This window comes from Pseudoduganella plicata, assembly GCF_004421005.1.
GTDB lineage: Bacteria > Pseudomonadota > Gammaproteobacteria > Burkholderiales > Burkholderiaceae_D > Rugamonas > Rugamonas plicata.
Map to the genome: position 1 here is coordinate 5,454,717 of NZ_CP038026.1, position 13,236 is coordinate 5,467,952.

Sequence of the window (13,236 nt, forward strand, 5' to 3'; positions counted from 1 at the left end):
AGCCTGTCACCGGTTTTTACTGCAGCACGACCTTCTCGACGTAATACTCCGACTCCCCAAAGCACTGCGTCGGCACACCCTTGTGCTGGGCGTACGACAGCGTCACGCGCTTGCCCATGGCGGACGACAGCTGCGCCGCGATGGCGTCGTCGCGCACGCTGAACTCGAACTTCTCGGGAATCGCGCCCGGCATCGACGTCAGGAGTATTTCGCCTTCCCACGTCTTGCAGATCCAGCCCCGCTTCGAGAACTTCTGCAGGAAGCCGGCCCGTTCGCCTTCGGAATACGAAAAGTTGAGCGAAACCATCGCCCAGGCCCACAGGATGAGGACGGCCGCCACGATCAGGCCGATGAGGATAAGAACGATGCGCGAGGAGCGTGTCATGGTATGCCCGAGTTAAAAAGCGTGATCTTACTTCATCATTATTGCGCCGTGCGCATCTCTTTGCGGTACTTCAGCGACGACCACAGCGAGACAACGATAAACCCCACCCCGGACAGCCCCGTGAACCACTCCGGGATGTGGTATTTCACGCTGGCGAACATGATGACGGCCAGGATGCCGATGGCCCAGTGGGCCCCGTGCTCCAGGTAGACGAACTCGTCCAGCGTGCCCTTGTGCACCAGGTACACCGTTACCGAACGCACGTACATGGCGCCGATGGCCAGGCCCAGCATGATGATGACGACGTCGCTGGTGATGGCGAACGCGCCGATCACGCCGTCAAAGCTGAACGACGCGTCCAGCACTTCCAGGTAGAGGAAGCCGCCGATGCTGCCGCGCTGCACGATCTTGCCCAGGTCGGCGTCGTGCTCCTCCTCTTCCAGCAGGCTCGACAGCCAGCCGACGGCAAGGTAGATGGCGATGCCCACCATGCCCGCGTACAGCACGGGAAACTGCTTTTCGGCCGGCACCAGTTCCACGGCAACGAACACGGCCACCAGTGCCAGCAGCACGGCCAGCCCTTCGGTGCCGATGCGGCCGGCCTTTTCCTCGATCCAGCCGATCCAGTGCATGTCCTTTTCTTCGTCGAAGAGGAAGTTCAGGAACACCAGCAGCAGGAAGGCGCCGCCGAACGCGGCCACTTCGGCATGCACGTCCATCAGGTGGCGCGAATATTCCTGCGGCGTCGTGGTGGCCATCGTCCACACCTGGAACATGTCCAGGCCCGTCGCCACGGCCACGATGGCCAGCGGGAAGACCAGCCGCATGCCGAACACGGCCACCAGGATGCCGACCGTCAGGAACAGCTTCTGCCAGAACGGGTTCCAGTTCTTCAGCACGGACGCGTTGACGACGGCGTTGTCGAACGACAGCGAGACTTCCATGATGCCCAGCACGCCCGTGATCCACAGCGCCGTCAGCGCGCCGGCCACGCCGCCCTGGGTATAGCCCCACCAGCCCGCCAGTACCATCAATGCGACGGTGACGATGATCGAGATTCTGAAGTGCTTCATCCGATGCTTCCCCTTATATATATGTAATCGTCAGGCAGGCGATTCTACTTGACCTGCTTTTGCGGGGGAGCCGGCTTCTGCGATAATGGAGAATTGCTCATCTGGACACACCATGGACATCGCGCATCTGGACCTCGCCTACCTCGTCACGCCATTGATCACCTGGATCACCGTCGGCCCGATCAAATTCCTGATCAACAGCATCAAGGCGCGGCAATGGGCGTTCAACCTCGTCGGCAACGGCGGCTTCCCTTCCAACCACAGCGCCGTCGTGTCGAGCATGGCGACATTGATCGCACTGCGCGAAGGCATCGGCCATCCGGCGTTCGGCGTGGCCGTCACGCTGTGCTTCATCGTCATCATCGACGCCAACAGCCTGCGCCAGCACGTGGGCCGGCAGGCGGCTGCCATCAACCGGCTGGCAGGCGACAAGAGCCTGCGCGAACGGATGGGGCACACCGTTGTCGAGATCATCGGCGGGCTGTGCACCGGCGTCATCATCGGCCACGTCGTTCACGCCATCTTCTCCCGCTGAGTACCCGGGCAGGGCTCGTTCTTCGCCGGCGAGGCAGGGAACGCGCCCGCTGCCTGCCGTCCCTTCTTCCCTCCCATCCGTTTCATCCGCGTTTTTCCGCACTCCAGCCACAAAATCGGGCGTTTCGGCGCACCGCGAATTGACCTGCGCCCGGCGCTCGGGGATACTCTTCGGCTGTTATCCTGATAACAAAAATGCCGGGCTGCCACGCATGGCCGAGCAGCCCGCTCCCATAATAAATAAGCAGTACGTCCGTAAGCAGTACGTCTGAAGCGGTCCAAAACTTCCGGAGATAGTCCATGTTGCGAAATACCCTGTTAGCCATCGCCATCGCCACGGCGCTCGTCGCCTGCGGCAAGCCGGATGGGGCAAGTCCGGCCGGCGCGTCCGACGCCAGCGCCTCCACCAAGGGCAAGGGCGACGACAAGAAGCTCCCGCGACTGCTGATCGCTCCGGAAGACCTGCTGACGGTGCAGAGCAACGCACTGGCGTCCGGTCCCGTCATCACGGGCTCGATCCAGCCCGAACGCAAGGCCGACCTGCGCGCCGAAGTGGGCGCCGTCGTGCTGCAGGTGCTGAAGGAAAACGGCGAGGTCGTGCGCAAGGGCGATCTGCTGGTGCGCCTCGACGAGACGTCGATCCGCGACAGCCTGACTTCCGCCGAGGAAGCCGTGCGCTCCGCCCGCCAGGTACTGGACCAGGCCGAACGCATGCTGGAGCGCAACAAGACGCTGCGCACGTCCGGCATGACGTCGATGCAGGCGCTGGAGGATGCGGAAGTGCGGCGCAACACGGCGCAAAGCGAAGTGGTGGCCGCCAAAGCCCGCCTGGCCCAGGCCCGCCAGCAGCTCGAGCGCACCAACGTGCGGGCGCCGTTCGACGGCATCGTTTCCGAACGCAAGGTGTCGAATGGCGACACGGCGCAAGTGGGCAAGGAGCTGATCAAGGTGATCGATCCGACGTCGATGCGTTTCGAAGGCCTGGTTTCGGCCGACAAGATTGGTGTGGTCAAGGTGGGCCAGCCGGTGCTGTTCCGCGTCAACGGTTATCCCGGCCAGAACTTCCAGGGGCGCATCAAGCGCGTCGATCCGGCCGCGAACCCCGTCACGCGCCAGGTCGAGGTTCTGGTCGAGTTTGCCGACAAGCTGCAGCCGCGCGTGGCGGGCCTGTATGCGGAAGGGCGCGTCGAGGCGGAAACGTCGAACGCGCTGATGATCCCGCAGACGGCAATGGTGAACGCCGGCGACACCAATTATGCGTGGAAGATCAAGGACAACAAGCTGGCCAAGGTCAACCTGGGCATCGGCACGCGCGACGAGCGCAGCGGCCTGTGGCAGGTCACCAGCGGCCTCTCGGCGGGCGACCTGGTGCTGCGCGCACCCGGCCCGACGGTCCACGACGGCCAGCCCGTACAGCTGACGGCGCCGAAGAACGTGGCGTCGGCCGCCCAGCCGTCCGCGGCCGCCAAGGGGAACTGATATGTTCCTTTCCGATTTCAGCGTCAAGAAACCCATCGCCACGATCGTGCTGATCGTGGCGATGATGTGCCTTGGCCTCATGGCCCTGAAAAAGCTGCGCGTCAACCAGAACCCGGACGTCGAGGTGCCGTTCATTGTCGTCTCGATCCCGTATCCGGGTGCATCGCCGGAAACCGTCGAGCGCGAGGTCATCAACCGCATCGAAAAGTCGCTGCAGAGCATTACCGGCGTGACCGAGACCAACAGCACGGCGTCCGAAGGCTCCGCGTCGATCTTCCTGAAGTTCACGTTCAACAAGGACCTGATCGAAGCGTCCGACGAGATCCGCAACGCGATCGCGTCGGTGCGCTACAAGCTGCCCGTCGAGATGCGCGAGCCCGTGCTGCAGCGCATCGACACGGCGGCGCAGCCCGTCATGCAGCTGTCGCTGTCGTCCAGGGCGCAAAGCCACGCGGCCATCTCGCGGCTGGCCGAGGACGTGCTGGCCGACCGCTTCCGCGGCATCGACGGCGTGGCGGCCGTCAATGTCGATGGCGCGCTGCGGCGCGAGCTGTCGGTACTGCTGAAGGCCGAGAAGCTGCGCGAGTACAACGTCTCCGTCAGCGACGTGACGAACGCGCTGCGCATGCAGAACACCAATGCCCCGGTGGGCAAGCTGCGCGGCAATATGGACGAGAAGAGCATCCGCCTCGTCGGCCGCATCGAGCGTCCCGAGGACTTCCAGCAGGTCGTCGTCAAGCGCAACGGCGACGAACTGGTGCGCCTGGCACAGGTAGCCACGATCGAGGACGGCTTTGCCGAGATCAACGGCCTGTCGATGCGCTCGAACCAGCCGAACGTGGGCATTTCGATCATCCGCTCGCGCGACGCCTCGACGGTGGCGCTGTCGAAAAAAGTGCACGAGGAAGTCAAGGAAATCCGCAAGACGCTGCCGGCCGGCACGGAACTGGAAATCACGGAGGATGGCGGCGAGGACGCCCAGAGCAGCCTGAACAACGTCATCGAGGCGCTGGTGCTGGGCGGCGGGCTGACGATCTTCGTGGTCTACGTGTTCCTGAACTCGTGGCGTTCCACGCTGATCACGGCGCTGTCGCTGCCCACGTCGGTCATTGCCGCGTTCATCGGCGTCTGGTTGTGCGGTTTCACCTTGAACTTCATGACGCTGCTGGGCCTGTCGCTGGCCATCGGCGTGCTGATCGACGACGCCATCGTCGTGCGGGAAAACATCGTCCGGCACATGCAGATGGGGGCGGATCGCCGCACGGCCGCGCTGAACGGCACGGCCGAGATCGGCATGGCGGTGGCCGCCACGACGTTCTCCATCATGGCCGTGTTCATCCCCGTCGCATTCATGCCGGGCATCACAGGCGAATGGTTCCGGCCGTTCGCGCTGACGGTGACGTGTTCCGTGGCCGTGTCGCTGTTCATCTCGTTCACCCTGGACCCGATGCTGTCGGCCTTCTGGGGCGACCCGCCGGGCCACCACGACGCGCCGCGCAAGGGCGTCGAGAAATACCTGCAGCGATTCAACACATGGTTCGACCACCAGGCTGACCGCTACGGCAACGTGATTGCCTGGGCGCTGCACCACCGCCGCTGGATGGCCGTCATCGCCATCGCCAGCTTTGTCGGCGCCATCGCGCTGCAGGCCAAGTTCGGTGGTGCCAGCTTCGTGCCGTCGTCGGACTTCGGCACCATCGCCATCGACATCCGCACGCCGTCGTCGAGCAGCCTGGAGTATTCGCGGCTGAAGGTACAGAAGGCGGCCGAGATGGCGCACCAGCTGCCGGAGATCAAGGACACGAACGCTCACGTCAATCTGACGGGTGGCCGTGTCTACGTCGACATCGGCAAGAAGCATGAACGCGAGCGGGGCGCGCTGGAAGTGGCGCAGGACCTGCGCGGCAAGCTGGCCCAGCTGGTCGGCGCCGAGTACACGGTGCTGGACGACCTGGCCAACGGCGACCGCAAGCCCGTGCAGATCGAGTTCACGGGCCAGGACACGCGCAAGCTGATGGACCTGACCAACCGCTTCATGGAAGAATTGAAAAAGGTGCCGGGCGCCGTCGACGTCAGCCTGTCCGAGCAGGATCCGAAGGACGAGCTGCAGATCGAACTGAACCGTGGTCTCGCCAACTCGATGGGCATCGCCGCCGGCGACGCCGCCGCCGCGCTGCGCGTCGCATTTGCCGGTATCGAGGTGGGCGACTGGGTCGACCCGACGGGCGAGTCGCGCGACGTCGCCGTGCGCCTGGCGCCGGAAGACCGCACCAGTGCGGAAAACATCGAGCGCCTGCCGATCGCCGTCACCGGCACGAACCAGATGGTGCCGCTGGACCAGATCGCCACGATCACGATGGGCAAGGGCCCTGCCAAGATCCGCCACAAGGACGGCAACCGGGTGATTTCCGTCAGCGCCAACGTGCAGGGCCGTTCGCCCGGCGAAGTGACGGCGGACGCGATGAAGCTGGCCAGGGAAATGGACTTCCCGCCGGGCTACGGGCTGGCGCTGGGCGGCTCGGGCAAGGACATGCAGGAAGTGTTCACGGAGATGGGCATCGCGCTGGTCGCCGGTATCGGCCTGATGTACCTGATCCTCGTGATGCAGTTCGGCTCGTTCACGGCGCCGGGGGCGGTGATGCTGTCGTTGCCGCTGTCGCTGATCGGCGTCGTCGTTGCGCTGCTGCTGACCAACAGCACGATCAACCTGATGAGCCTGATCGGCGTCATCATGCTGATGGGCCTGGTAGCGAAGAACGCGATCCTGCTGCTGGACGCGGCCCGCAAACGGGAAGCCGAGGGCTTCGGCCGCGAGGATGCACTGATGTATGCCGGCCGCATGCGCCTGCGTCCCATCCTGATGACGACGTTCGCGCTGATCGCGGGCATGCTGCCGGTCGCCATCGGCCACGGCGAAGGCGGCGAGTTCTACCGCCCGCTGGCGATTGCCATCATCGGCGGCACGATCACGTCGACGTTGCTGACGTTGCTGATGGTGCCGACGTTCTACGACAGCATCGAAATCACGCGCGACCGCATGTTCGCCAAGTTCGGCCGCCGCAGCGCGCGCTGGAACGTGGGCGTGGCCACCTTGCTGACGGCGGTGGAAGTGATCCTGGCGCTGACGCTGGTGCGGCTGGTCTACCGGCTGCTGAAAGCGGGCGTGCTGAAGCTGACGGGGCGCGGCAAACCGCCGGCGCCGCCGCTGGCGAAGGCGGCTTGAGAACTTGCTTCCTAGCATCTGGTGCCAAATATAGTTCAGTAAAGGCCGCCGTTGGCGGCCTTTTTCATGCCGAAGGAGCGCTATAGGTAGCGAATTGACAGCGTTGTTGACATGTGACATGTTGCTATGCACAAATAGCACACTCGTATCAAAACTTCCGGAGCTGTAGTATGCTTCGCCCCTCGTGGCCCATCGTTGCCGGGGCTGCGTAATGGAATGACAACCAAGACAAACTACGACAGTAAATAACTATAGATAGTGAGACCCAAGTGACCCCAAAATACCTGACCCTGATCATTGCTGCGGCGCTGTCCGCCGTGTCCGTTTCCGCGACCGCTTCCGGCTACCGCTTCGGTTCCCAGAGCGTGTCGTCGCAAGGTACTGCCGAAGCGAACGGCGCCGAAGCTGGCGACGCTTCGACGATCTTCGCCAACCCGGCCGGCATGGCCCGGCTGGAGGGCCGCCAGATCATGGGCGGCGTGACCGCCGTCGTGCCGCACTCGACGTTCAATGATGAAGGTTCGACCCGCTTCACCCGTACCAGCACCGGCGGCCTGAAGTCGCAGGACGACTACGTGCCGGGCGCCGTGGCCGCGCCATCGCTGTACTACACCCAGAAGGTCAACGATCAGTGGACTGCCGGCTTCGGCATGTTCGTTCCTTACGGCACGAACCTGAGCTATGACTGGAACTGGGCCGGCCGCTACGCGCTGACCAACATCAAGCTGACCTCGGTCAACCTGAACCCGTCGATCGCCTTCAAGCCGAACGAGCACCACGCCTTCGGTTTCGGCCTGAACGGCGAGTTCATGAAAGCTTCGCTGGGCCAGGGCGTTGACGTGCCAGGTTCGGTCGCCGCATCGCAGGCCGCCGGCACCGGCGCCGCGCTGCTGCGCCAGATCGTCGCCGCCGGCGGCAACCCTGCCGTGCTGGCGAACGTGCGCGACGGCCATGCAACCGTGGAAGGCAAGGATTGGGGCTTCGGCTTCAACCTGGGCTATATGTACATGCCAACGGAGAACACCCGCTTCGGTATCGCCTACCGTTCGTCGATCAAGCATGAGCTGAAGGGCAGCGCGGGCTGGGACTTCTCCGGCGTGACGACCGATGCGAAAGTCAACGCGATCCTGCAGGCCGCTTCGCATCACGTCAATTCGGCCGCGCTGGTCGAACTGCGTACGCCGGAGACGCTGTCGTTGAACGGCTTCCACCAGTTCAACGATCGTTGGGCCGGCATGTTCGACGTCACCTGGACGAAGAACTCCCGCATGCAGAACATCGACATCCAGTTCCCTGGTACGGAGTCGGGCGACGAGGTGATCCGCCAGCAGTGGAAGAATACCGTGCGCGTGGCGCTGGGCGCGAACTACAAGGTCAATGACAACGTCACGCTGCGCGGCGGTATCGCGCACGACGACGCGCCGATCCGCAGCGACGAGCTGCGCCACGCCGCGCTGCCGGACGCCGACCGCGTCCAGCTGTCCTTCGGTGCGAACTGGAAAGTCACGCCGAACTCGTCGATCGACCTGGCCTACAGCTACCTGGACTTCAGCGACGCCCGCGCCAACTACACGAACCAGTGCCGTCCAGGTCTGCTGACCTGCACGGGCAATGGCGAAACCACCCGCGGCACGTGGTCGACCCACATGAGCCTGGTTGGGCTGTCGTACAACTACAAGTTTTAACTGACGTATCGGGTCGGATCCATCGGATCCGGCCCCGGCCGTCGGCAGGACCGACGACATGAAAAAAGCCGGCGCCCCGTAAGGAGCGCCGGCTTTTTGTATTGCAGGCAGCAATGACCGGCGCTGGCGCCGGTCACCGTGCCTTCCGTGCCTTAACGGCCCGTGGTACCGCCCGCCGGCGTCGAAGCGCCGTCGGCCGTGCCCGCGGTGCCCGTGCCGGACGCGGTGCCAGTGCCCGACGTGGTGCCGGCAGCGCCGCTCGTTGCGCCGGTGCCGGTTGCACCCATATCGCCCGTTGCGCCCGTCGTGCCGCCGGCCGTGCCGGCTGCGCCGCCCGTGGCGCCCGCGTCGGTGGCACCCGTGCCGCCGGTGGTGCCGGCAGCGCCGGTACCGGACGTGCCCGCTGCGCCCGTCGCGCCCGTGTCAGGGGTAGTGCCCGTTGCGCCGGACGTGCCGTCGCTGGTGACTGCAGGCGAGCCCGTGTCGGTCGGAGCCTGGTCGGCATTGCGGTCCTTGCAGGCGCCCAGCAGTGCGGCGGACAGAGCTGCGGTGACGATCATCGCGGTGGTTTTGCTCAAGGTTTTCATGTCGACTCCTTTTTCCAAGTGGTGGGATGGACGATGCTTCTATCGCCGGCACCGCGGAATGCGATGCCGATCGACTCTTCATAGCCGCCCCGGCTGCACGGCCCGGAGCCGTGACAAAGGGAACGGCTAACAATGCTGGCGGCGGCGCCTTGACGACACCTGCCTCCACTCATCTTTCTACTGCGCGGCACATCGCTTCCACTGCCGCTGTGGCAAACAACCCGATACTATGTACTGCGCGAGGACTTATCCGTTCGCTTCCGCACATCCAGCGGATTTTTTCGAGAGGAGCCCCCTTTGCAGCGCACGCTAGCCTGGGGCGAGGGTGCGAAGCAGCCCCGGCACTTCTGCCGAGATCTCGCGCGCCAGGTAGCCCAGCACGCCGTACTTGATCGACAGCTGTTCGCCTGCGGACGCGTGCAGTGCCACGCCCCAGGCCGCCGCCTGCGCGAGCGTGGCGCCGCGCGCGGCCAGCCCGGCGATGATGCCGGCCAGCGCGTCGCCGGAGCCGGAAATGGCCAGGCCGATATTGCCGCCTTCGTGCCGCCAGCGTTGCCCGTCGGGGGCCGCGATAACGGTGGTGGCCCCCTTCAGTGCGACGACGGCGTTCCAGCGGCGGGCCGCCTCTGTCGCGGCGGCCAGCGGATCGGCCGCCAGTGCTTCCTTGTCCTCGCCGGTCAGGTGCGACAGTTCGCCCGCATGGGGCGTCAGCAGCACCGGCTCGGCAAAGCGGAAGTGCGCCATGTCCTTCGGCTCTTCCAGCAGGTGCGGTTCGCCGGCCATGCGCACGGCGCCCATTGCCGCCGCGTCCAGGATCAGGGCCGTGCCGGCAAAGCGGGGCAGCAGCGCATGCACCAGTTCGGCCGTCGCGCCTTCGTCCTGCATGCCCGGCCCGACCAGCATCGCGCCGATCTTGCCGGCCAGCTCGCCCAGCTTGCGCGCGGCCTCGAGCGTGAAGCCGCCGTTGGCCGTTTCGGCCAGGCCGATGACCCTCGCTTCAGGGATGGCCATGGCGACCAGCGGGGCAACGCTGGCGGCCGTGGCGATCGTCAGCTTGCCGGCGCCGGCGCGCAGCGCGGCCGTCGCGGCCAGCATCACGGCACCCGGCATTTCGCGGGCGCCGCCGACGATCAGTACATGACCGCGCACTTCCTTGTCGCCATCGAACGACGGTTGGGGCAGGGGCCAGTCGCGCAGCGTGCGCGCCGTGATATCGGTCGTGCCGGCTGCTTCGGTCGCATTGCTCATAGGGTTCCTCAGGCTTTGGGGGCCGCCGGCTGGTCCTTGCCGGCGGTGACGGGTACGCCCGTCTCGGTCAGTGGCGCAACGAAGTTCGCCATCTGCAGCACGAGCTTGCCGTTCTTGCCCGCGTTCGGGTCGAAGGCATAAGCGGTCACGCCGCAGTTGGGTACGTCGCCGGCGCGGTCGATGTCGAGGATGCCGCGCTCGTCCAGCCGTTCCAGCAGGTAACGCAGGCAGTTGACGATGACCTGGTGGCCGACGATCAGCACCCGCTCGCCACGGTATTCGCGGGTAATGGTGTCGAGCACGCTGCGCAGGCGCAGGATCACGTCGCACCAGCTTTCGCCGCCCGGCGGGCGGAAATAGAACTTGCCGACGTGGCGGCGCTGTTCGTGCAATTCGGGGTATTTATCGGCAATGCCGAGCGGCGTCAGGCGGTCGACGATGCCGAACTCCTTTTCGCGCAGGCGCTCGTCGGCGACGACCGTCAGCAGGTCGTCGCGGCCGAGCTTGTCCACGACGGCCATGGCCGTCTCGCGGGCACGCAGGTAGGGCGAGTGCAGTACGACATTCGGGCGCGCCTCCGGTGGCATCGCGCAGAACCAGTCGGCCAAGGCCTCGGCCTGGCGTTCGCCCAGGGCGGACAGTGGCACGTCCACGTCGCGCTCGGCAATATCGATGAGAAACTGGGACGCGGCTTCGGCCGCTTCACGCGCCACGTTGCCGGCACTCTGGCCGTGACGCACGACCCAGATCTGTTGGGGCCATTTCTGTTCCATCGCTGTCCGTCTCTGTGATTCGGTGCTCGAATACTAGACGATTCGGCAAAACCGTGGCGCCCGGGCGGAACCGTGTCCGCTTATGCCAGAGCCTCAGGCGGCTTTTTCTTCCGCATCGGCATCCGGCTCGGCGTCGCCATTGAACACGGCAACGTCCGTCTCGCCCAGCACGCGGCTGGTGACGGTACCGGCCGTGATGGAGCCGGACACGTTCAGTGCCGTGCGGCCCATGTCGATCAGCGGCTCGATGGAGATCAGGAGGCCGGCCAGCGCGACGGGCAGGTTCATCGACGACAGCACGATCAGCGCGGCAAACGTGGCGCCGCCGCCCACGCCGGCCACGCCGACGGACCCGATCATGATGATCGCCAGCAGCGGGGCCAGGAAGCTGGCCGTGAACGGGTCGATGCCGACGGTGGGCGCGATCATCACGGCCAGCATGGCGGGATAGATGCCGGCGCAGCCGTTCTGGCCGATGGTGGCGCCGAACGACGCGGCGAAATTGGCGATGCCCTCGGGCGTGCCGAGGCGCTGCGTCTGCGTCTGCACGTTCATCGGAATGGCGCCGGCGCTGCTGCGCGACGTGAAGGCGAACGTCAGCACCGGCAGGATCTTGCGGGCAAAGCGCAACGGGTTCAGACCCGTGCCGGCCACAATGGCCAGGTGCACGCCGAACATCAGCAGCAGCGCGCTGTACGACGCGACCACGAAGCTGAGCAGGTTGACGATGTCGGCATAGCTGGAAGTGGCCACCACCTCGGCCATCAGCGCGAACACGCCGTACGGCGTCAGGCGCAGTACCAGCGTGACGATGCGCATCACGATGGCGTGGGCCACCTTGACGAAATGGTCGAACGAGGTGAACAGCTCGGGCTTCTTGTCGGCAATGCCGTGGGCGGCAATCCCGATGAAGACCGAGAAGATGACGACGGCAATCGTCGACGTCTTGCGCGCGCCCGTCATGTCCTGGAACGGGTTGGCGGGCAGGAACGACAGGATCATGTTCGGCAGCGACAGCGCCTGCGCGTCGGCAAGCTTGCCCTGCAGGTAGACGCCGCGCGCCACCTCGGCCTCGGTGGCCGTCAGTCCCACAGCCGTCAGTCCGAACAGCTTGGCCATCAGGATGCCGATGGCGGCCGCCACGAGCGTCGTCAGCATCAGTGTGCCGATCGTCAGCGCGCTGATCTTGCCCAGCGAACTGGCGTTGCGCAGCTTCAGGATGGCGCCGACGATCGATACCATGATCAGCGGCATGACGATCATCTGCAGCAGCTTGACGTAGCCGCTGCCGACGATGTCCAGGTAGTCGCCGGTCGTCCTGACGACATCGCTGCCGGCGCCATACATGGCTTGCAGTGCGGCGCCCAGCACGACACCGAGGCCCAGCGCCGTGAAGACGCGCACCGTGAAGGTGGCGTGCTGGCGCTGCTGGCGGTAGAGGAAGCCCAGCAGGACGAGGGCGGCGGCAAGGTTCAGGACGACGGAAAGGGTGGCGGTCATGGCTGGAGGGAAGTTGTTTGCCCGACAGATTTTATCGGAATTGCCAGGACTGTACCGGAAGCCGTGCGACTTGCTGAGCAGAACTCTGCGAATATTCACGCATATCGATATGCGCCGGCGTCCCGTCGGCCCGTAGTCAGTCTATTAAACCGAAGGATTGCATGAAAGCGTTGCTCAAGTTGTTTGGTGTTGGCTACATCGCCATTTCGCTGCTGTTCTGGGTCTGCGGCATCGCCCTGCTGGGCATGGCCGGCATGGAGATCTGGGGAGCGCTGACGCCGGCCGTCAAGGAGGGGGAGCAGCCACGTTTCGTGGCCATCCTCGAGTGCATCGGTCTCCTCACGATCGCCGTGGCCGCGTTCGAGCTGGGCCAGACCGTGCTGGAGGAAGAAGTGCAGCGCGAGGCCAGCATCAGCACGCCCACGCGGGTGCGCCGCTTCCTGTCGCGTTTTCTCATCGTCGTTATCGTCTCGCTGTCGATCGAGTGCCTCGTCTCGGCATTCCAGTCGTTGCATGGTCATCCGGAGTTGCTGCCGCATGCCGGCGTGATCGGTGCCTGCGCGGCAGTCTTGCTGCTGGCATGGGGTGGGTTCGTACGCCTGAATATCGAGGCCGAGCGCCTTGAGCCGCTGGCCATGGAAAACGCCCAGGCTGAAGATGAGAAGATTGCCACATAGATTTCCCTGTGGCAATATCGGCTTCACATATCCGGCGCCAGGTCACGATGTTCCGTGATGCGCTGTAGCGTC

The 13,236-nt window shown here is 65.1% G+C and carries 11 protein-coding genes; 5 read left to right on the forward strand and 6 right to left on the reverse strand.

Annotated features, from left to right (window positions below; all coding sequences use genetic code 11):
- Positions 1-16: 16 nt before the first annotated feature.
- Together E1742_RS24025 and E1742_RS24030 are read right to left on the reverse strand one after the other, a co-directional pair.
- A complete protein-coding gene (locus E1742_RS24025) occupies positions 17-385 on the reverse strand; it encodes a DUF8785 domain-containing protein (protein WP_134387581.1) in 369 nt (122 codons plus the stop codon).
- Positions 386-423: 38 nt separating this feature from the next.
- Positions 424-1,458 (reverse strand): DUF475 domain-containing protein, encoded by a 1,035-nt coding sequence (locus E1742_RS24030; protein ID WP_134387582.1) that lies wholly within the window; start codon positions 1,456-1,458, stop codon positions 424-426.
- A 127-nt stretch (positions 1,459-1,585) separates the two neighbouring features.
- Between E1742_RS24030 and E1742_RS24035 the strand changes: the two genes are divergently transcribed.
- The 4 genes from E1742_RS24035 to E1742_RS24050 all read left to right on the forward strand — a co-directional run bounded on the left by E1742_RS24035 (position 1,586) and on the right by E1742_RS24050 (position 8,379).
- Positions 1,586-1,993, forward strand: a complete 408-nt coding sequence (locus E1742_RS24035) for a divergent PAP2 family protein (RefSeq protein WP_134388325.1) — start codon at positions 1,586-1,588, stop codon at positions 1,991-1,993.
- 299 nt (positions 1,994-2,292) lie between these two features.
- The gene (locus E1742_RS24040; RefSeq protein WP_134387583.1) at positions 2,293-3,471 is read left to right on the forward strand and encodes an efflux RND transporter periplasmic adaptor subunit; all 1,179 of its coding nucleotides are present in this window, start codon (positions 2,293-2,295) and stop codon (positions 3,469-3,471) included.
- 1 nt (position 3,472) lies between these two features.
- Positions 3,473-6,694, forward strand: coding sequence for an efflux RND transporter permease subunit (locus E1742_RS24045; RefSeq protein ID WP_134387584.1), 3,222 nt, complete (start codon positions 3,473-3,475; stop codon positions 6,692-6,694).
- Between the two features lie 269 nt (positions 6,695-6,963).
- Positions 6,964-8,379: an OmpP1/FadL family transporter gene (locus E1742_RS24050; RefSeq protein ID WP_134387585.1), complete on the forward strand. Its 1,416-nt coding sequence runs from the start codon at positions 6,964-6,966 to the stop codon at positions 8,377-8,379.
- A 152-nt stretch (positions 8,380-8,531) separates the two neighbouring features.
- Here E1742_RS24050 and E1742_RS26475 read toward each other — a convergent pair whose 3' ends face one another.
- The 4 genes from E1742_RS26475 to E1742_RS24070 all read right to left on the reverse strand — a co-directional run bounded on the left by E1742_RS26475 (position 8,532) and on the right by E1742_RS24070 (position 12,487).
- The gene (locus E1742_RS26475; protein WP_189569335.1) at positions 8,532-8,966 is read right to left on the reverse strand and encodes a hypothetical protein; all 435 of its coding nucleotides are present in this window, start codon (positions 8,964-8,966) and stop codon (positions 8,532-8,534) included.
- A 309-nt stretch (positions 8,967-9,275) separates the two neighbouring features.
- Complete coding sequence (locus E1742_RS24060; protein WP_134387586.1) at positions 9,276-10,214, reverse strand: NAD(P)H-hydrate dehydratase; 939 nt, start codon at positions 10,212-10,214, stop codon at positions 9,276-9,278.
- An 8-nt stretch (positions 10,215-10,222) separates the two neighbouring features.
- Entirely contained in the window at positions 10,223-10,987 is a 765-nt protein-coding gene (locus tag E1742_RS24065) for a histidine phosphatase family protein (protein WP_134387587.1), read from the reverse strand.
- A 93-nt stretch (positions 10,988-11,080) separates the two neighbouring features.
- Positions 11,081-12,487, reverse strand: a complete 1,407-nt coding sequence (locus tag E1742_RS24070) for an L-cystine transporter (RefSeq protein WP_134387588.1) — start codon at positions 12,485-12,487, stop codon at positions 11,081-11,083.
- 161 nt (positions 12,488-12,648) lie between these two features.
- Between E1742_RS24070 and E1742_RS24075 the strand changes: the two genes are divergently transcribed.
- Positions 12,649-13,164, forward strand: a complete 516-nt coding sequence (locus E1742_RS24075) for a hypothetical protein (RefSeq protein WP_134387589.1) — start codon at positions 12,649-12,651, stop codon at positions 13,162-13,164.
- Positions 13,165-13,236 lie beyond the last annotated feature (72 nt).